This is a genomic window from Streptomyces sp. NPDC060028 (assembly GCF_042736725.1).
In the GTDB taxonomy this organism is placed as follows: domain Bacteria; phylum Actinomycetota; class Actinomycetes; order Streptomycetales; family Streptomycetaceae; genus Streptomyces.
Genome location: NZ_JBHWVJ010000075.1, coordinates 1 through 17,592 on the forward strand (window position 1 = coordinate 1; position 17,592 = coordinate 17,592).

Annotated in this window: 19 protein-coding genes; 8 read left to right on the top strand and 11 right to left on the bottom strand. The window is 72.6% G+C overall.

From position 1 onward, the window contains the following. Nucleotides 1–82 precede the first annotated feature (82 nt). The 4 genes from ACFWBF_RS28835 to pdhA form a co-directional block, all read right to left on the bottom strand. Nucleotides 83–313 (bottom strand): hypothetical protein, encoded by a 231-nt coding sequence (locus ACFWBF_RS28835; RefSeq protein WP_385607034.1) that lies wholly within the window; start codon nucleotides 311–313, stop codon nucleotides 83–85. Nucleotides 314–420: 107 nt separating this feature from the next. Then, entirely contained in the window at nucleotides 421–1,749 is a 1,329-nt protein-coding gene (locus ACFWBF_RS28840) for a dihydrolipoamide acetyltransferase family protein (RefSeq protein WP_385607036.1), read from the bottom strand. Beyond that, a complete protein-coding gene (locus ACFWBF_RS28845; RefSeq protein WP_385607037.1) occupies nucleotides 1,749–2,747 on the bottom strand; it encodes an alpha-ketoacid dehydrogenase subunit beta in 999 nt (332 codons plus the stop codon). Before ACFWBF_RS28845 ends, ACFWBF_RS28840 begins: the two co-directional genes overlap by 1 nt. Beyond that, on the bottom strand, nucleotides 2,747–3,877 hold the full coding sequence (pdhA, locus tag ACFWBF_RS28850; protein WP_385607085.1) for a pyruvate dehydrogenase (acetyl-transferring) E1 component subunit alpha: 1,131 nt from the start codon (nucleotides 3,875–3,877) through the stop codon (nucleotides 2,747–2,749). Before pdhA ends, ACFWBF_RS28845 begins: the two co-directional genes overlap by 1 nt. Nucleotides 3,878–4,055: 178 nt before the next feature. Here pdhA and ACFWBF_RS28855 point away from each other — a divergent pair, with 178 nt between their 5' ends. Continuing rightward, nucleotides 4,056–4,616, top strand: a complete 561-nt coding sequence (locus ACFWBF_RS28855) for an Lrp/AsnC family transcriptional regulator (RefSeq protein ID WP_385607039.1) — start codon at nucleotides 4,056–4,058, stop codon at nucleotides 4,614–4,616. Between the two features lie 12 nt (nucleotides 4,617–4,628). Here the strand turns inward: ACFWBF_RS28855 and ACFWBF_RS28860 are convergent, their stop codons facing one another. Then, a complete protein-coding gene (locus ACFWBF_RS28860) occupies nucleotides 4,629–5,216 on the bottom strand; it encodes a TetR/AcrR family transcriptional regulator (RefSeq protein WP_385607041.1) in 588 nt (195 codons plus the stop codon). Continuing rightward, complete coding sequence (locus ACFWBF_RS28865; protein ID WP_385607043.1) at nucleotides 5,213–6,739, bottom strand: 3-hydroxyacyl-CoA dehydrogenase; 1,527 nt, start codon at nucleotides 6,737–6,739, stop codon at nucleotides 5,213–5,215. The genes ACFWBF_RS28860 and ACFWBF_RS28865 overlap by 4 nt, the downstream gene beginning before the upstream one ends. A gap of 123 nt (nucleotides 6,740–6,862) precedes the next feature. Here ACFWBF_RS28865 and paaN point away from each other — a divergent pair, with 123 nt between their 5' ends. Next, nucleotides 6,863–8,560: a phenylacetic acid degradation protein PaaN gene (gene paaN, locus ACFWBF_RS28870; protein ID WP_385607045.1), complete on the top strand. Its 1,698-nt coding sequence runs from the start codon at nucleotides 6,863–6,865 to the stop codon at nucleotides 8,558–8,560. A 41-nt stretch (nucleotides 8,561–8,601) separates the two neighbouring features. Here the strand turns inward: paaN and ACFWBF_RS28875 are convergent, their stop codons facing one another. From ACFWBF_RS28875 to ACFWBF_RS28885, 3 genes are read right to left on the bottom strand one after another with little or no spacing between them, the layout of a single operon-like run. Then, nucleotides 8,602–9,357, bottom strand: a complete 756-nt coding sequence (locus ACFWBF_RS28875) for a TrmH family RNA methyltransferase (protein WP_385607047.1) — start codon at nucleotides 9,355–9,357, stop codon at nucleotides 8,602–8,604. Nucleotides 9,358–9,413: 56 nt separating this feature from the next. Next, nucleotides 9,414–10,643, bottom strand: a complete 1,230-nt coding sequence (locus ACFWBF_RS28880) for an HTTM domain-containing protein (protein WP_385607087.1) — start codon at nucleotides 10,641–10,643, stop codon at nucleotides 9,414–9,416. Further along, a complete protein-coding gene (locus tag ACFWBF_RS28885) occupies nucleotides 10,640–11,302 on the bottom strand; it encodes a DUF5819 family protein (RefSeq protein ID WP_385607049.1) in 663 nt (220 codons plus the stop codon). The genes ACFWBF_RS28880 and ACFWBF_RS28885 overlap by 4 nt, the downstream gene beginning before the upstream one ends. A 134-nt stretch (nucleotides 11,303–11,436) precedes the next feature. On the opposite strand from ACFWBF_RS28885, the gene paaA reads away from it, so the two are divergent. The 6 genes from paaA (at nucleotide 11,437) to ACFWBF_RS28915 (ending at nucleotide 16,366) form a co-directional block, all read left to right on the top strand. After that, a complete protein-coding gene (gene paaA / locus ACFWBF_RS28890; protein ID WP_385607051.1) occupies nucleotides 11,437–12,414 on the top strand; it encodes a 1,2-phenylacetyl-CoA epoxidase subunit PaaA in 978 nt (325 codons plus the stop codon). After that, nucleotides 12,411–12,695: a 1,2-phenylacetyl-CoA epoxidase subunit PaaB gene (gene paaB, locus ACFWBF_RS28895; RefSeq protein WP_030292728.1), complete on the top strand. Its 285-nt coding sequence runs from the start codon at nucleotides 12,411–12,413 to the stop codon at nucleotides 12,693–12,695. Before paaA ends, paaB begins: the two co-directional genes overlap by 4 nt. Beyond that, nucleotides 12,692–13,417, top strand: a complete 726-nt coding sequence (gene paaC / locus ACFWBF_RS28900; RefSeq protein ID WP_385607053.1) for a 1,2-phenylacetyl-CoA epoxidase subunit PaaC — start codon at nucleotides 12,692–12,694, stop codon at nucleotides 13,415–13,417. Before paaB ends, paaC begins: the two co-directional genes overlap by 4 nt. 68 nt (nucleotides 13,418–13,485) lie before the next feature. Then, complete coding sequence (gene paaD / locus ACFWBF_RS28905) at nucleotides 13,486–13,971, top strand: 1,2-phenylacetyl-CoA epoxidase subunit PaaD (protein ID WP_385607089.1); 486 nt, start codon at nucleotides 13,486–13,488, stop codon at nucleotides 13,969–13,971. After that, the gene (locus ACFWBF_RS28910; RefSeq protein WP_385607055.1) at nucleotides 13,971–15,116 is read left to right on the top strand and encodes a 2Fe-2S iron-sulfur cluster-binding protein; all 1,146 of its coding nucleotides are present in this window, start codon (nucleotides 13,971–13,973) and stop codon (nucleotides 15,114–15,116) included. The genes paaD and ACFWBF_RS28910 overlap by 1 nt, the downstream gene beginning before the upstream one ends. Nucleotides 15,117–15,223: 107 nt before the next feature. Continuing rightward, nucleotides 15,224–16,366 carry an acyl-CoA dehydrogenase family protein gene (locus ACFWBF_RS28915; protein ID WP_385607057.1) on the top strand — a complete coding sequence of 381 codons (1,143 nt, stop codon included), beginning with the start codon at nucleotides 15,224–15,226 and terminating at the stop codon, nucleotides 16,364–16,366. 1 nt (nucleotide 16,367) lies between these two features. Here the strand turns inward: ACFWBF_RS28915 and ACFWBF_RS28920 are convergent, their stop codons facing one another. Together ACFWBF_RS28920 and ACFWBF_RS28925 are read right to left on the bottom strand one after the other, a co-directional pair. After that, entirely contained in the window at nucleotides 16,368–16,712 is a 345-nt protein-coding gene (locus ACFWBF_RS28920; protein ID WP_385607058.1) for a rhodanese-like domain-containing protein, read from the bottom strand. A 50-nt stretch (nucleotides 16,713–16,762) separates the two neighbouring features. Further along, nucleotides 16,763–17,584, bottom strand: coding sequence for a J domain-containing protein (locus tag ACFWBF_RS28925; RefSeq protein ID WP_385607060.1), 822 nt, complete (start codon nucleotides 17,582–17,584; stop codon nucleotides 16,763–16,765). Between the last annotated feature and the right edge of the window lie 8 nt (nucleotides 17,585–17,592).

Sequence of the window (17,592 nt, forward strand, 5' to 3'; positions counted from 1 at the left end):
CTGGACGTACTTGCGCGGTCCGACAACACGGCGAGGTGCCGTACCGGGCGCCGCGCCCCGGTGAACCTTTCCGGTCACAGCACTAGTGGTCGAGGACGCCGGCGATGCGGTGCGTCACGCCCGGGAAGCGCGGGGACCGGCTGCTCCGGACGAAGACGGTCCAGCCCGGGCGGACGTCCCTCGTGCCGCTCGGGAGGTAGGCCGTCAGCTCGGTGCCGCCGGGGAGCCTGACCTGCGCGCTCGCCAGCGTCACGGACTCGACCGTGCCCATCCGCTTCCCGCGGCGGAGCTTCGCCGGGCTCGACTTGGTCATCGCTTCTCCCTCGTACGCCGGTTCCCGCGCAGGTCGCGGTGGACCGCAGCTAACCGCACCGCGGGGCCGGGGTTCGGCACCCCGGCCCCGCGACCACCCGTTCGGCGTCAGAGCGAGCGCAGCAGCACCGCCGGGGACTCGACGCAGTCGGCGACGTACCGCAGGAAGCCGCCCGCCGTGCCGCCGTCGCAGACGCGGTGGTCGAAGGTCAGGGACAGTTGCACGACCTGGCGGACAGCCAGCTCGCCCTGGTGGACCCACGGCTTGGGGATGATCCGGCCCACGCCGAGCATGGCCGCCTCGGGGTGGTTGATGATCGGCGTGGAGCCGTCGACCCCGAAGACCCCGTAGTTGTTCAGGGTGAAGGTCCCGCCGGTCAGATCGGCCGGGGTCAGCTTCCCGGCCCGGGCCAGCTCGGTCAGCCGGGCGAACTCCACCGAGAGGGACTCCGGATTGCGCGTCTGGGCGTCGCGTACGACCGGGACCATCAGGCCCCGCTCCGTCTGCGCGGCGAAGCCGAGGTGCACCGCCGGGAGCCGGACGATCTCCTTGGCCTCCAGGTCCACCGTGGAGTTGAGCTCCGGGTAGCGGGCCAGCGCCGCCGTGCAGATCCGGGCCAGCAGCGCGAGCACCGAGATCTTGGGGCCGCCCGCGGCGTTCATCGCGGCCCGGGCCGCCATCAGCTCGGTGGCGTCCGCGTCGACCCAGCAGGTGGCCTCCGGGATCTCCCGGCGGCTGCGCGACAGCTTCTCGGCCACGGCTCCGCGAAGTCCCTTGAGCGCAATCCGCTCGCCCTGCGCGGCGACCGCAGCCGGGGCGACCGGCGCCGGCGTCGGCTCGGGCGCCCGCAGGGCCGCCTCGACATCCGCCCGCAGGATCAACCCCTCGGGGCCCGATCCGCTGAGCCCGCGCAGGTCGACCCCGTTGTCCCTGGCCAGCTTCCGCACCAGCGGCGAGATCACCGCCACCGGCCCGGTGGCCACGGGAGCCACCGCCACCGCAGCCGCCGGAGCAGGAGCAGGAGCAGGAGCAGGCGCCGACACCGCGGCGGTGACGGGTCGCACCCGTCGCCGACGCGCCGGGCGCGAGTGGTCCTCGCCGTAGCCGATCAGGGGCCGGGGCACGTCGCCGGAGCCTTCGGCTTCCGCCTCCGGCGCAGCCGGGGCATCCGGGGCCTCCGGGAGCGACGACGCCCCCACCGCCACGGTGATCAGTGGGGCCCCGACCGGCAGCTCCGTGCCCTCCTCGCCGAAGCGCGCGGTGACCACGCCCCCGTACGGGCACGGCACCTCGACCATCGCCTTGGCCGTCTCGACCTCGACCACCGGCTGGTCGATCGCGACGACGTCGCCGACCGCGACCAGCCAGCGGACGATCTCCGCCTCGGTCAGTCCCTCCCCCAGGTCGGGGAGCTTGAATTCCATTACCTGCGGCATCAGTTCTCCCACTGCAGGCGGGCCACGGTGTCCAGGATCCGGTCGACACCGGGCAGATGGTGCTTCTCCAGCATCGGCGGCGGGTACGGGATGTCGAAGCCCGTCACCCGCAGCACCGGCGCCTCCAGGTGGTGGAAGCACCGCTCCATGACGCGAGCGGCGATCTCCGCGCCCGGTCCGCCGAAGCCGCCGGCCTCGTGGACCACCACCGCGCGCCCGGTCCGGCGTACGGCCTCGACGACCGTCTCCTCGTCGAACGGCACCAGCGAACGCAGGTCCAGGACCTCCAGGTCCCAGCCCTCCTCGCGCGCCGCCTCGGCCGCCTCCAGGCAGACCGGGAGCGAGGGCCCGTACGTGATCAGCGTCGCGCTCGTGCCCGTCCGCCGGACCAGCGCCTTGCCGATGCCCGGTACGGCTGTCGGGGCGTCCGGCGACCACTGCGCCTTCGACCAGTACAGCCGCTTCGGCTCCAGGAAGACCACCGGGTCGTCGCTCGCGATCGAGGCGCGCAGCAGGCCGTACGCGTCCTCGACCGTCGCCGGGGTCACCACGTGCAGGCCGGGAGTGGCCACGTAGTACGCCTCGGAGGAGTCGCTGTGGTGCTCCACCCCGCCGATCCCGCCGCCGTACGGCACGCGGATGGTGATCGGCAGCGGCATGGCACCGCGGGTGCGGTTGCGCATCTTCGCCACGTGGGAGATCAGCTGCTCGAAGGCCGGGTAGGCGAAGGCGTCGAACTGCATCTCCACCACCGGCCGCAGGCCGTACATGGCCATGCCCACCGCGGCCCCGAGGATCCCGGCCTCCGCGAGCGGGGTGTCCGTACAGCGGTCCTCGCCGAATTCCTTCGCGAGCCCGTCCGTGATGCGGAAGACCCCGCCCAGTGCCCCGACGTCCTCGCCCATCACGTGGACGGTCGGGTCCTCGGCCATCGCGTCGCGCATGGCCCGGGTCAGGGCCTGGGCCATGGTCGCCGGCTTCACCGCAACCGTGGTCATCACTCGGTCTCCGCTTCGAGCTCGGCACGCAGCATGGCCGCCTGTTCGCGCAGCCGGCCGGTCTGCTCCGCGTAGACGTTGGTGAACAGGTCCATCGGGTCGAGGGCCGGCTCCGCGTTCATCTGCTCGCGCAGCGCCGCCGCCATCTCCTCGGCCGCGTCCTTCGCCTCCTGGATGCCGGCCGCGTCGAGCAGCCCGCGCGCGGTCAGCTCGCGCTCCAGCAGCTCCACCGGGTCGTGCGCCTTCCACGCCTCCACCTCGGCATCGCCGCGGTAGCGGGTCGCGTCGTCGGCGTTGGTGTGCGCCTCGATCCGGTACGTGACGGCCTCGATCAGGGTCGGTCCGCCGCCGGCCCGGGCCCGCCGGACGGCTTCGGACAGCACCTCGTGGACGGCGGCGATGTCATTGCCGTCGACGAGGCGGCCGGGCATCCCGTATCCCACGGCCTTGTGGGCCAGGGTGGGGGCGGCGGTCTGCTTGGCGAGCGGGACGGATATCGCGAAGCCGTTGTTCTGCACCAGGAAGACCACCGGGGCCTGCCAGACGGCCGCGAAGTTCAGGGCCTCGTGGAAGTCGCCCTCGCTGGTGCCGCCGTCGCCGACCATGGCGAGCGCCACCACGTCGTCGCCGCGCAGCCGGGCCGCGTGGGCCAGGCCCACCGCGTGCGGCAGCTGGGTGGCGAGCGGGGTGCACAGGGGTGCTATCCGGTGCTCGCGCGGGTCGTAGCCGGTGTGCCAGTCGCCGCGCAGCAGGGTCAGCGCCTGTACGGGGTCCAGGCCGCGGGCCACGGCCGCGAGGGTGTCGCGGTAGCTGGGGAAGAGCCAGTCCTGCTCCTCCAGGACCAGCGCGGCCGCGATCTCGCAGGCCTCCTGGCCGACGGTGGAGGGATACACAGCCAGTCGGCCCTGCCGGGTGAGGGCGGTGGCCTGCGCGTTGTACCGGCGGCCGCGCACCAGCTCGGCGTAGCACCGGCGCATCAGCTCGGGGTCGAGCCGGTCGGCGGCCGGGGTGCCCAGCACCCGGTACGGCTCGGGGTCCGGGAGCAGCGGGGCGGCATCCGTACGGGGCCTCCAGGCGGGCGGGGTGGAACGGTGGGACGCACCGGCACCGGGCAGCTCTTGGACCGTCATGGCGGCGTACACCTCCTCGTGGGAAGCGGGCATGTAAGACCTCGGATGTGAGGCCCCTCACCTACCGATTGTTCGGTTGTCTGCGCAATTTGGCTACAGGCGGCTCCAGGCTGTGGACAAAGTGGCGCCGGGGCCCTGGGATGGATGCAGGACGTCCAGGAGAGGGAGGCAGTGGGCGATGGCGGATGAACAAATGGCCGGAGCGGGTTCCGCACCGGTACCACCAGGAGGTGCCCCCGGGACCCCTGCGCCCCCCGCGCGCCCCCTGGACCCGGTCGACCGGTCCATCATGCGGTTGCTCCAAACGGATGGCCGGGCGTCGATACGCTCGGTCGCCGAGCAGGTGCACGTGTCCCGCGCGAACGCCTACGCCCGTATCAACCGGCTGATCGACGACGGCGTGATCCGGGGCTTCACGGCCCGCGTGAACCACGAGCGAGCGGGCCAGGGCGCCTCCGCGTACATCACGCTGAAGATCGTCCAGAACTCCTGGCGGACGGTCCGCGAACAGCTCCGCGAACTCCCGGGCGCGGCCCACATCGCCCTGGTCAGCGGGGACTTCGACGTCCTGCTGCTGGTCCACACCCCGGACAACCGCACCCTGCGCGAACTGGTCCTCACCCGCCTCCAGTCCATCCCGGAGGTCCTCTCCACCCGCACCCTGCTGGTCTTCGAGGAAACGGACCTCCTGGACCCCGGCCCGGGCTCGGGCCCCGGCCCGACGATTTCGGAGGAGTAGGCGGCGCAGCGGTCAGCGCTGGGTGCGCAGGCCGTCCAGGGCCATGCTGACCACCGCGTCCGCGAGCTGGTCGGGGGTCGTGCCCGGGTGCGGGCGGTACCACTCGACCAGGGAGTTGACCATGCCGAAGAGCAGCCGGGTGGCCAGCCGGATGTCGACGTCCGCCCGCAGGTCGCCCTCGGCCGCGGCGGCCTTGAGCAGGTCCGCGACCTGGTGGTCGAAGTCCCGGCGGCGCTCCAGCGCCCACCGCTCGGTACGGGTGTTGCCGCGCACGCGCAGCAGCAGCGTCACGTACGGCAGTTCCGCGACCAGCACCTCGACCGTGCGGCGGGTGACGTACTCGACCCGCTCGACCGCGCGCCCGCGTACGGCGCCCTGCTCCTCCAGGACCGCGAAGAGCCCGTCCAGCGCCCGGCTGACGGCCCGGCGCAGGAGCTCTTCCTTGCCCGCGACGTGGTGGTAGATCGAGGACTTGGAGATACCGGCGGCCTTGGAGAGGTGCTCCATCGAGGTGCCGTCGTAGCCGCGCTCGTTGAAGACCTGGACGGCCACGGACAGGAGCGTCTCGGGGGTGTACGTGTCCCGCTTGACCGTCGTCACTGCGCCTCCCCCGCTTCGGTCGCGTCCTCGTCGCCGGCCGCGTAGCCCAGCCGGAACAGCGCGAGCGAGGGCGCGTAGCGGCCGCCGGGACAGCGTTCGTCGAGGTGGTGCAGCAGGTCGTACGCCCAGTCCCGGCCGAGCCGGTCGTGCCATTCGGCGGGGCCGAGCGGGTAGTTGACGCCGAGCCGCATCGCGGTGTCGATGTCCTCGGCGACGGCCACGCCGCGGGCGATCGCGTCGGCGGTGAGGTCGATCAGCATCGCCACGGTCCGGGCGACGATCATGCCGGGGACGTCGCCGATGACGGAGACCTTCTTGCCGAGCTTCTGGAACAGCCCGATGGCCTCGGCCAGGGTCTGCTCGCTGGTGTCCTCGCTCGCGGAGAGCGCGATCCGGGTGGCGCCGCGGTAGTCGAGCGCGAGGTCGAAGTAGACGACGTCCGCGAACTCGACCGAGGTCTTGCCGTCCGCGAGCACCAGCTGGCCCTCGCCGGGGAGCTGGATGTACGGGCCGCCGTGCTCGGTGGCGGTGACCGCGATCCCGGCCTCCTCGAAGAGGTCGGCCAGCTCGGCGGCCGGACCCAGGTCACCGACGACGGTGACCTTCTCCGGGGCCTCCTCGGGGCCGGCGGTGTGCGGGCCGGGCACCTGCGCGTCCGGGCCGTAGGAAAACCAGCCGTGGCCCGACTTGCGGCCGAGGCGGCCCGACTGGACCAGCCGGCGCTGCGCGAGGGAGGGGGTGAACTTGGGGCTCCGGAAGAACGACTCCCACACCGAGCGGGTGACGGCCTCGTTCACGTCCTGCCCGATCAGGTCGGTCAGCGCGAAGGGCCCCATCTTGAACCCGCCGCTCTCGCGGAGCACGGCGTCGATGGTGGCCGGGTCGGCGCCCTGCTCCTCGTACACCGCGAAGGCCTCGGCGTAGAAGGGGCGGGCGATCCGGTTGACGATGAAGCCCGGGGTGTCGGCGCAGCGGACCGGCGTCTTCCCCCAGCCCAGCACGGTGGCGTACGCGCGGTCGGCGGCGGCCGGGTCGGTCGCGAAACCGCTGACCACCTCGACGAGCGGGAGCAGCGGGGCCGGGTTGAAGAAGTGCAGGCCGAGGAAGCGGCCCGGGTGCGCGAGACCGGCGGCGAGCTCGGTGACGGAGAGGGAGGAGGTGTTGGTGGCCAGCAGGGCGTCCGGCGAAACCACCTCTTCGAGTGCTTCGAAGAGCGCCCGCTTGACGGTGGCGTTCTCGACGACGGCCTCGACGACGAGCGCGGCTCCGGCCAGTCCGGACAGCTCGGCGGCCGCATCGATCCGGCCGATCGCGTCCTCGGCCTCGGCCCGGTCCAGCCGGCCCTTCGCGGCCATCCGTTCGACGCGGTCCTGGACCATGCCGACGCCGTCGGCAGCCAGCGCCGCGTTGATGTCGTAGATCAGCACGCGGTGACCTGCGAGAAGGGCTACCTGGGCGATGCCCTGTCCCATGGTTCCGGCGCCGACGACCGCCACAGTGCGGGACCGCTCGATTGCTGTCATGACCCGATCCTCCCGCACGGACTTGTCCACAGGTCTGCCGGGCCCTCTTGTCCCGACCGATCGTTCGGTTACTCTAACTCCAGTCTGCTCTTTTTCGCCCGGCTCAACGAGGAGTTGGTCTTGATGGCCGCCGACCAGTCCGCCGCAGCTCTGCCCGTGTCCCGCTTGTCGGAGCGGCACCGGCAGACCCTCGACCAGGCGCTGGCCGCCATCCGCAGCCGCGCCTACTGGTCCCCGCACCCCGAGCACCCCAAGGCGTACGGGGAGACCGCGCCCGCCGACGGGCTCGCCGCCTTCGAGGCGCTGCGCGGCACCCGGCTGGACCTCGGGCAGCCCGGCACGGACGGCTGGACGGGCGGCGAGGTGTCCCCGTACGGCCCGGAGCTGGGTGTCGAATACCCCCATGCCGACCCGGACGTGCTGCTGCCCGCGATGAAGGCCGGCATGGCCGCCTGGCGCGACGCCGGGCCCGAGGCCCGCGCCGTGGTCTGCATCGAGATCCTGGCCCGGATCAGCGCGCGGACGCACCAGTTCGCGCACGCGGTCATGCACACCAGCGGCCAGGCCTTCATGATGGCCTTCCAGGCGGGCGGCCCCCACGCGCAGGACCGCGGTCTGGAGGCGGTGGCCTACGCGTACGAGGAGCAGACCCGCGTCCCCGGCCAGGCCGACTGGTCCAAGCCGCAGGGCAAGAAGGACCCGCTGGAGCTGGGCAAGACCTTCACCGCGGTCCCGCGCGGCATCGCGCTCATGATCGGCTGCAACACCTTCCCGACGTGGAACGGCTACCCGGGCCTCTTCGCCTCCCTGGCCACGGGCAATGCGGTGCTGGTCAAGCCCCACCCCCGTGCCGTGCTCCCGCTGGCGCTGACGGTCCAGGTGGCCCGCGAGGTGCTCGCCGAGGCCGGCTTCGACCCGAACCTGGTGGCGCTGGCCGTGGAGCGGCCGGGCGAGGGCATCGCCAAGACCCTCGCGGTGCGCCCCGAGATCAAGCTGATCGACTACACCGGGTCCACCGAGTTCGGCGACTGGCTGGAGGCCAACGCCCGCCAGGCGCAGGTCTACACCGAGAAGGCCGGCGTCAACACCGTCGTCGTCGACTCCACCGACAACTACAAGGGGATGCTGTCCAACCTGGCCTTCTCCCTGTCCCTGTACAGCGGCCAGATGTGCACCACCCCGCAGAACCTGCTGATCCCGCGCGACGGCATCGCCACCGACGCCGGCCACAAGACGTACGACGAGGTCGTCGCCGATCTCGCGGCCTCGGTCGGCGGACTGCTCGGCGACGATGCCCGGGCCAATGCGCTGCTGGGCGCGCTGGTCAACCCGGACGTCAAGACCCGCCTGGAGGCGGCGGCCGCCCTGGGCGAGGTCGCGCTGGCCTCGCGGGAGGTCCCCAACCCCGAATTCCCGGACGCGGTGGTGCGTACCCCGGTGATGGTGAAGCTGGACGCCGCCAAGCCGGACCCGGAGGCGCCCTACCTCTCCGAGTGCTTCGGCCCGGTCTCCTTCGCGGTGGCGGTCGACTCCACGGCGGACGCGCTCGACCTGCTGCGCCGTACGGTGCGGGAGAAGGGCGCCATGACGGTGGGTGCGTACACGACCTCCGCGGACACCGAGCGGGCCATCGAGGAGGTCTGCTTCGAGGAGTCGGCGCAGCTCTCCCTGAACCTCACGGGCGGGGTGTTCGTCAACCAGACCGCGGCCTTCTCCGACTTCCACGGCTCGGGCGGCAACCCCGCGGCGAACGCGGCGCTGTGCGACGGGGCGTTCGTGGCGAACCGCTTCCGGGTGGTGGAGGTCCGCCGCCAGGCGTAGCGGTCGGGATGGCGGTCAGGCATGGCGGTCAGGCGTGACCGTCAGGGTTTGGGCCCGCCCCAGTGGAAGAGGGTCATGGCCACGCTGGTGGCCAGGTTGTAGCTGGAGACCTGCGGGCGCATCGGCAGGGACACCAGGTGATCGGCGCGGGCGCGCAGCTCGGGCGAGATGCCGTGGCGTTCCGAGCCGAAGGCGAGCAGGGCGTCGTCCGGGAGGGTGAGGGCACGGATGTCCTCGCCCTCCGGGTCGAGCGCGTACAGCGGCCCGGGCGGGAGGGTCTCCAGGGTTACCTGGTCGACGGTGGTGGCGTAGTGCAGCCCGGCGCCGGCCCGGACCACGTTCGGGTGCCAGGGGTCGAGGTCACCCCGGGTGACGACGCCGGTGGCGCCGAAGCCGGCGGCGAGGCGGACGACCGCGCCGACGTTGCCGAGGTTGCGGGGGTTGTCCAGCACCACGACCGGCGCCCGGCGGGGCAGCTCAGCCAGGGCCGCGCGCCCGGCCTCCCGGGCGGGGCGTACGGCGAGCGCGGCGACCCCCGTGGGGTGCACGCGGGCCAGCAGCCCCTTGAGCGGCGCCCGCCGCACCAGCCGGGCGATGTCCGCCTCCACGTCCGGAGCCAGCTCGCGGGCGAGGGCCCGTACGGCGTCGGGGTCATCGGCGACGGCCATCCGCACCTGGGCCCCGAACCGCAGGGCGTGCTTCAGCGCGTGGAACCCGTCGAGCAGCACGACGCCTTCCGCCGCCGCGGCCTCCTGCCACAGCCGCGCCGCCTCATCCGCACTCCCGAGCTCAGTCATGCCCCGACCCTACGGCGGCCGGCCGGGCCATCCGGCCCCGGCAGCGGCGCCGCAGGTCAGGGCAGGGCGGAAGCAGCGGGAACCGGGGCCGGTTCCGCGTCCGCGGCCGGCTCGTCCGAAGCACGGCGCAGCCGAAGCGCCGCGGCCTTCGCGCCCAGCCAGAGCAGGAACCCCGTCGGCAGGAAGACCGCGTCGGCGGCGATCATCGCCAATGAGAAGAAGGGCAGTCCCAGCACCACCGCGATCCCGGCGTGCTCGACCATCATCACGCCCAGCAAGACGTTCTTGATCCGCCGGTTGAACAGGGTGAACGGAAACGCCACCTGCACCGCCACCGTGCCGTAGGACAGCAGCATCACCATCACCCCGCTGCTCGCCAGCAGCGCGGACAGCCCCGGCCACGGCGTGAAGTAGTCCAGCCCCAGCGGGTAGTACAGCGCGGTCCCGTCCTGCCACCGCGATCCCTGGATCTTGTACCAGCCCGCCGTCGCGTAGATCAGGCACACCTCCGCCGTGATCACCAGCATCCCGGCGTTGTGCAGCACGTTCGCGAGGACGTCGAGGACCGCCCGCCCCTCCCCGTCCCGGTCGTACCGCTCGACCGTCCACCACAGCGCCGCGACCACCCACAGCGCCGCGAAGGCCGCGAGCCAGCCGTACCCGAACCGGCCCGTCACCGCCCCGTACGCGAAGACCGCGCCGAGGACGCCCCACAGCACCGGCCCGCCCGCCCCGGCCGACGCCGAGCCGCGCCGCGCCGCCCGCCGGGCGTCCAGGGACCACACCTGGGCGCACCTCGTCAGCACCAGGTAGATCGCCATCAGGTGGATGACGTTGTCCCCGCCGTCGCCCATGAACACGCTGCGGTTTTGCAGCGACAGCACCCCGACCATGAACAGCACCGACGTCGCCCGTGTCCGCCAGCCCAGCATCAGCAGCAGGCTCGCCAGCACGGACACGGCGTACACGAGCTCGAACCAGGGCGTCGAGTCCGACCACAACAGCACCGTGAACGACCGGTTCGAGGCGATCAGCCGCTCCGCCAACCCCCAGCTCCACGGGCCGTCGGGCCCGTACAGCTCGCGCCGGTTGGGGAACTCCCGCAGCAGGAAGAACAGCCAGGTCCCGGCGAAGCCGATGCGGACCACGGCGCTCTGGTACGGGCCCAGCGCCTGCCCGGTGGCCTTCGCCAGTGCCCGCCCGGCCGCCGCGCGTGCGCGCTTCACACCGCCCGGGTTCACCCCGCCCGGGTTCACACCACCCGGATTCGCACCGCCCGGATTCATACCGTCCACCACGGCAGCTCCCGGTAGTACGTCTGGGTGTCGGTCTTCTCGTCGGACCACTTCGGCGCGGCCACCGCCCGCGTCGCCGAGCGCAGCTGGATCCGTACGATCACGTCGCCGGCCCGCTGCCGCGCCGCCAGCCGCTGCAGCGCGATCCGCCGCAGGTACTCCTCCGACAGCGTGCCGCGCTCGCCGTTCGCCTTGTTGTCCTCGTCGTGGGAGCCGGTGAAGAAGTCCCAGGCCCGCCGGAGCTCGTTCTGCTCGGTGTGGCTCGGCAGCAGGCTGTGCCGGATGGCCGCGCCGTCCTCGGCCGACAGGTCGCGCCAGTCACCGGTGACCAGCTTGCCGTCCGCGCCGCGCACCTGGGCCCGTACCTCGACCGCGATGTTCTGCTGGAGCGGATTGGGGGCGAAGAGCTTCCAGTTCTGTTCGAACTCGGGATAGATCCAGCCGTCGACCGCCTGCGCGTGCTGCTTGCTCACCGTGTTGGACGGGGCCACGTGCAGGAAGACGAGCGCCAGGTGCCAGCAGGCGGCGACGGCCACCGCGCCGAGGGCGAGTGCGACGACGATCCGGTACGGGGCGGAAAGTCCGGCGATTCCGGGCGTCCGGGGCGGTGGGACGGCCGTTTCCACGGGCTCGCGCTCGTTCGAATCCATCCCGCCCCGATCATCCGGCGTCCACAGGGTTGACCACAGAGGTTGACACCCTACGGGCCTGCGTCTCACCATTGAAGAGAATGAACCGAACGATCGGTCGGTCGGGCGGACGGACACTCTGGCAGGGGGCCGGGATGGTTGCAGTGACCCCGGAAACGGGGCAGGACCTCGGCGCGCAGCTCGCGGCGGCCTTCGATGCGGCCGTCGCGGCCGACGAGCGCGTGGAGCCGCGGGACTGGATGCCCGACGAGTACCGTGCCTCTCTGGTCCGCCAGATGGCCCAGCACGCCCACTCCGAGATCATCGGCATGCAGCCCGAGGCCAACTGGATCACCCGGGCGCCCTCGCTGCGCCGCAAGGCGATCCTGATGGCGAAGGTCCAGGACGAGGCGGGCCACGGCCTGTACCTCTACAGCGCCGCCGAGACGCTGGGCACCAGCCGCGACGAGCTGCTGGACAAGCTCCACGCGGGCAGGCAGAAGTACTCCTCGATCTTCAATTACCCCACGCTGACCTGGGCCGACGTCGGCGCGATCGGCTGGCTCGTGGACGGCGCGGCCATCACCAACCAGGTCCCGATCTGCCGCTGCTCGTACGGTCCGTACGCGCGGGCCATGGTCCGGATCTGCAAGGAGGAGTCCTTCCACCAGCGCCAGGGCTTCGAGCTCCTCATGGCCCTCTCCAAGGGCACGGCGGCCCAGCACGCGATGGCGCAGGACGCCGTCGACCGCTGGTGGTGGCCGTCGCTGATGATGTTCGGCCCGCCGGACGACGAGTCGGCGCATTCCGCGCAGTCGATGGCCTGGCGGATCAAGCGGCACTCCAATGACGAGCTGCGCCAGCGCTTCGTGGACATCGCCGTCCCGCAGGCCGAGGCGCTCGGCCTGACCCTGCCCGACCCGGACCTGAAGTGGAACGAGGAGCGCGGGCACCACGACTTCGGCGCGATCGACTGGGCGGAGTTCTGGGACGTGCTCAAGGGCAACGGCCCGTGCAACGACCAGCGGATCGGCCAGCGCCGCAGGGCACACGAGGAAGGCGCCTGGGTCCGCGAGGCGGCCGCGGCGTATGCCGACAAGCACGCACGTACCGAAAGTGAGGCAAAGGCATGACGCAGAACTGGCCGCTGTGGGAGGTGTTCGTCCGCTCGCGGCGCGGCCTCTCGCACACGCACGCGGGAAGCCTGCACGCCCCCGACGCGGAGATGGCCCTGCGCAACGCCCGCGACCTCTACACCAGGCGCGGCGAGGGCATCTCGATATGGGTCGTGCCCTCCACCGAGATCACCGCCTCCTCGCCGGACGAGCGGGACCCCTTCTTCGCCCCGTCCGCCGACAAGCCGTACCGGCACCCCACCTTCTATGAGATCCCCGAGGGGGTGCACCACCTGTGACCAGCACCGATGTCGTCAATTCCGCTGCCCTGGCCCTCGCGGACGACGCGCTGATCCTCTCCCACCGCCTCGGCGAGTGGGCGGGCCACGCGCCCGTGCTGGAGGAGGAGGTCGCCCTCGCCAACATCGCCCTCGACCTGCTCGGCCAGGCCCGCGTCCTGCTGTCCATGGCGGGCGACGAGGACGAGCTGGCGTTCCTGCGCGAGGAGCGCTCCTTCCGCAACCTGCAGCTCGTCGAGCAGCCGAATGGCGACTTCGCCCACACCATCGCCCGCCAGCTCTACTTCTCCCTCTACCAGCACGAGCTCTACGGGGAGCTCGCGGCCGGGGACGGACCGTTCGCGCCGCTCGCCGCCAAGGCGGTCAAGGAGACGGCGTACCACCGCGACCACGCCGAGCACTGGGCGCTGCGGCTCGGCGACGGCACCGAGGAGAGCCGGGCCCGCATGCGGACGGCACTGGACGCGCTGTGGAAGTACACCGGGGAGATGTTCCAGCCGGTGGCCGGGCTCGACGGCGTAGACGGCCCTGCCCTGGAGGGTCGCTGGCTGGCCGCGCTGACCGGCGTACTGGACCGGGCCGGCCTCGCGCTGCCCGAGGGGCCGCGCACCGGCGCGTGGGCGGCCGGAGCGGGCCGCCAGGGGTTGCACACCGAACCGTTCGGGCGGCTGCTCGCCGAGATGCAGCACCTGCACCGCAGCCACCCGGGGGCGTCATGGTGACCTCCGCGGACCGCACCGGGCAGCCCGGCAAGGCGGCCCGCCCCGAGGCCCAGGACGGGACCGCTGGCATGACCCGGCTGGAGACGGAGCTCGCCGAGCTGGCGGGCTCGGTCCCCGACCCCGAGCTGCCGGTGCTCACCCTCACCGAGCTCGGCGTCATGCGCGGGGTGCGGATGCAGGAGGACGGCCATGTCGAGGTCACCCTCACCCCCACCTACACCGGCTGCCCCGCCATCGAGGCCATGTCCGCCGACATCGAGCGGGTCCTGACCGACCACGGGATACCCGGGGTGCGGGTGCGCACCGTGCTCGCGCCCGCCTGGTCGACCGACGACATCAGCGCCGAAGGCCGCCGCAAGCTGGCCGAGTTCGGCATCGCCCCGCCGCGGCCGCACTCCGCCGACGGGCCCGTACCGCTCACCCTGTCGGTCCGCTGCCCCCACTGCGGGTCCACCGACACCGAGCTGCTCAGCCGGTTCTCCTCCACCGCATGCAAGGCGCTGCGCCGCTGCACCTCATGCCGTGAACCGTTCGACCACTTCAAGGAGCTGTAATGGCTGTGTCCACGCCGGCCACGCCCCCAGCCGCGTCGGCGAAGTCGCGCCCCGCACGACACGGCGCGTTCCACCCGCTGACGGTGGCGGCGGTCGAGCCGCTCACCGACGACGCGGTGGCACTGACCCTCGCGGTACCGCCGGAACTGCGCGCCGAGTACCGGCACGCACCCGGCCAGCACCTCACCCTGCGCCGCCGTACCCAGGACGGATCCGAGGTCCGGCGCACCTACTCGATCTGCTCCCCCGCCCCGGCGGCCGACGGTCCGGGGCCCGCACTGCTGCGGGTCGGGGTGCGGCTGGTGGAGGGCGGCGAGTTCTCCACCTTCGCCCACAAGGAGATCGCCGCCGGGGACGTACTGGACGTGATGGTCCCGGCCGGGCGCTTCGTCCTGAACCCGGCGGCCGCCCCGGCCGGCGCCCACTACGCGGCCGTCGTCGGCGGCAGCGGCATCACCCCGGTGCTGTCGATCGCCGCCACACTGCTCGCGGCCCGGCCTGACGCCCGGTTCTGCCTGGTGCGCAGCGACCGCACGGCCGCCTCGACGATGTTCCTGGAGGACGTCGCCGACCTGAAGGACCGCTACCCCGAGCGTTTCCAGCTGGTCACGGTCCTGTCCCGGGAGGAGCAGGAGGCCGGGCTGCCGTCCGGGCGCCTCGACGAGGAGCGGCTGGCGGCCCTGCTGCCCGCGCTGCTGCCGGTGCGCGAGCTGACGGGCTGGTTCCTGTGCGGGCCGTACGGGCTCGTCCTCGGCGCGGAGCGGGCGCTGGGCGCGCTGGGCGTGCCGCGGACCCGGATCCACGAGGAGATCTTCCACGTCGAGGACACCGCCGCCCCGGCCCCGGCCCCCACCTCGGCCGCCGCCGCGCACGGGCGGGTCACGGCCAGGCTCGACGGGCGCTCCGGCACCTGGGCGGTCCGGGAAGGGGAATCCCTGCTGGACGCGGTGCTGCGCAACCGCGCGGACGCCCCGTACGCCTGCAAGGGCGGGGTCTGCGGCACCTGCCGGGCGTTCCTGGTGACGGGCGAGGTCCGGATGGACCGCAATTTCGCGCTGGAGTCGGAGGAGACCGAGGCCGGCTTCGTGCTGGCGTGCCAGTCGCACCCGGTGACGGAGGACGTGGAGATCGACTTCGACCGCTGACCACACCGCCTGTCCTTTTTCGCGGCCCTGTCCTTTTTCAAGAACGTGTTCTATCTTGACGCTCCGTCAGACCTGAACGGGATCCGGTGCGCGCGGAAGGACAGGCAGTGGACTTCACCTTCACCGAGGAGCAGCAGGCCGCCGTCGAGGCGGCGAAGGCGGTGTTCGCGGGTGTCGCCCCGGACGGCGTGCCCAGCCCCGCGCTCACGCCGGGAGCCGTGGCCGAGGAGTTCGACCGCGGGCTGTGGGCCAAGCTCGCCGGATCCGACCTGCTGAGCCTCGTCCTCGCCGAGGAGTACGGCGGAGCCGGACTCGACGCCATCGCCCTGTGCCTGGTGCTGCGGGAGGCGGCGCGGGTACTGGCCCGGGTGCCGCTGCTGGAGCACTGCGCCACCGCCATGGCGGTCCAGGCCCACGGCAGTCCCGAACTGAAGTCCGCGCTGCTGACCGACGCCGGGCACGGCGGCCTCGTCCTGACCGTCGCCGCGCACGGCCGCACCGGGCACGACCCGGCCGAGCTGTCCGTCACCGCCCGCCGCGACGGCGGGGAATGGATCCTGGACGGGGTGCAGACCGCCGTCGCCTGGGCGCAGAACGCCGACTGGATCGCCGTACCCGCCCACTGCGGGGAGGGCGAGGCCGTCCTCGCCCTGGTCCCCCGCGGAGCGGCCGGTCTGAGCCTCGCCGACCAGTACTCCACCAGCGGGGAACGGCTCGCCGAGCTGACCCTGGACGGTGTACGGGTGGCGGCCGCGCACCTCATCGAAGTCCCCGGCGCCTGGGACCGGCTCCGCCAGCTCCTCGCCACCGGCACCTGCGCGCTCGCGCTGGGCCTCGGCGAGGGCGTGCTCACGATGACCAGCCAGTACACGAGCAAGCGCGAGCAGTTCGGCTTCCCGGTGGCCACCTTCCAGGCCGTCGCCGTCCAGGCCGCCGACCGCTACATCGACCTGCGCGCCATGGAGGTCACCCTCTGGCAGGCCGCCTGGCGGCTCGACGCCGGCACGAGCGGGGCCGGCGGGCCACTGCCGAGCGCCGGCGATGTCGCGGTGGCCAAGATCTGGGCCTCGGAGGGCGTACGCCGCGTCGTACAGACCGCGCAGCACCTGCACGGCGGCTTCGGCGCCGACACCGACTACCCGCTGCACCGCTACCACGCATGGGCCAAGCAGCTGGAGCTCCAGCTCGGCCCGGCCGCCGTGCACGAGGAGGCGCTGGGCGACCTGCTGGCCGCCCACCCCCTCGGCTGAGCTACAGGACGAAGGCCGGGTTCCCGCTGTCCGTCACCATCGGGCGCCCGGCACCGTCCCAAGCCAGCATCCCGCCGTCGATGTTGACGGCGTCGAGGCCCTGGTTCAGCAGGTACTGGGTCACCTGCGCGGAGCGCCCGCCCACCCGGCACATCACGTGGACGCGGGTGCCGTCCTCATTGGCCTCCGTCAGCTCGCCGAAGCGGGCCACGAAGTCGCTCATCGGGATGTGCAGCGCACCTTCCACGTGCCCGGCCGCCCATTCGTCGTCCTCGCGGACGTCCAGGACAAAGCCTTCGGAGGGCACCGCGGCGGCGGCCACCGAGGGAAGCGGTCCGAAGTTCATACGTCGCCTTCTCTCATCGCAGATACGAGGCCCAACCTATCCGAGAGCCGTCACGGGGCGACCATGGCCGCCAGTTCGGCCTCGCGCTCGGCGACCTGCGCCAACAGCTGCTCCGCGATCTCCTCCAGCAGCCGGTCCGGATCCTCCGGCGCCATCCGCAGCATCGACCCGATCGCGCTGTCCTCGAGTTCCCGGGCGACCACCGACAGCAGCTCCTTGCGCCGGGACAGCCACTCCAGCCGCGCGTACAGCTCCTCGCTCTCGCTCGGCCCGCCCTTTTCGGGCGCCGGACCGGCGGCCCACTCCTCGGCCAGCTCGCGCAGCAGCCGCTCCTCGCCTCGCCCGTAGGCGGCGTTGACCCGCGCGATGAACGCATCGCGCCGCTCCCGCTCCGCCTCGTCCTGGGCCAGGTCCGGGTGCGCCTGGCGGACCAGCTCGCGGTAGAGGCGGCGTACCTCCTCCGTCGGGCGCACGCGCTCCGGCGGCTTCACGCTCCGGTCGGTGAGCATCGCGCCCGCATCGTCGGAGATGCCGTCCGAGCCCATCCAGTCGTGGAACAGCTCCTCCACACCGGGCATCGGCATCACCAGGGACCGGGCCTCGCGCGCCCGGCGCAGGTCCTCCGCGTCACCGGTGCGGGCCGCCTTCGCCTCGGCGATCAGCGCGTCCAGCTCGTCGAGCCGCGAGTACATCGGGCCGAGCTTCTGGTGGTGGAGGCGGGAGAAGTTCTCCACCTCCACCCGGAAGGTCTCCACCGCGATCTCGAACTCGATCAGTGCCTGCTCGGCGGCCCGCACGGCACGCTCCAGGCGCGCCTCGGGTCGCTCGTCGCCGGAGGGGCCGGGCTCTTCGGGGACTGTCTGCTCGCTCACCCGGCCAG

Coding starts and splice junctions, on each gene's coding strand:
- ACFWBF_RS28865 (WP_385607043.1), bottom strand. CDS start 6,739: ATGACAGCAATCGAGCGGTCCCGCACTGTGGCGGTCGTCGGCGCCGGA.
- ACFWBF_RS28910 (WP_385607055.1), top strand. CDS start 13,971: ATGGCTGTGTCCACGCCGGCCACGCCCCCAGCCGCGTCGGCGAAGTCG.
- paaA (WP_385607051.1), top strand. CDS start 11,437: ATGGTTGCAGTGACCCCGGAAACGGGGCAGGACCTCGGCGCGCAGCTC.
- ACFWBF_RS28920 (WP_385607058.1), bottom strand. CDS start 16,712: ATGAACTTCGGACCGCTTCCCTCGGTGGCCGCCGCCGCGGTGCCCTCC.
- ACFWBF_RS28840 (WP_385607036.1), bottom strand. CDS start 1,749: ATGCCGCAGGTAATGGAATTCAAGCTCCCCGACCTGGGGGAGGGACTG.
- ACFWBF_RS28845 (WP_385607037.1), bottom strand. CDS start 2,747: ATGACCACGGTTGCGGTGAAGCCGGCGACCATGGCCCAGGCCCTGACC.
- paaD (WP_385607089.1), top strand. CDS start 13,486: ATGACCCGGCTGGAGACGGAGCTCGCCGAGCTGGCGGGCTCGGTCCCC.
- ACFWBF_RS28875 (WP_385607047.1), bottom strand. CDS start 9,357: ATGACTGAGCTCGGGAGTGCGGATGAGGCGGCGCGGCTGTGGCAGGAG.
- ACFWBF_RS28885 (WP_385607049.1), bottom strand. CDS start 11,302: ATGGATTCGAACGAGCGCGAGCCCGTGGAAACGGCCGTCCCACCGCCC.
- paaN (WP_385607045.1), top strand. CDS start 6,863: ATGGCCGCCGACCAGTCCGCCGCAGCTCTGCCCGTGTCCCGCTTGTCG.
- ACFWBF_RS28880 (WP_385607087.1), bottom strand. CDS start 10,643: ATGAATCCGGGCGGTGCGAATCCGGGTGGTGTGAACCCGGGCGGGGTG.
- ACFWBF_RS28855 (WP_385607039.1), top strand. CDS start 4,056: ATGGCGGATGAACAAATGGCCGGAGCGGGTTCCGCACCGGTACCACCA.
- ACFWBF_RS28835 (WP_385607034.1), bottom strand. CDS start 313: ATGACCAAGTCGAGCCCGGCGAAGCTCCGCCGCGGGAAGCGGATGGGC.
- paaB (WP_030292728.1), top strand. CDS start 12,411: ATGACGCAGAACTGGCCGCTGTGGGAGGTGTTCGTCCGCTCGCGGCGC.
- pdhA (WP_385607085.1), bottom strand. CDS start 3,877: ATGACGGTCCAAGAGCTGCCCGGTGCCGGTGCGTCCCACCGTTCCACC.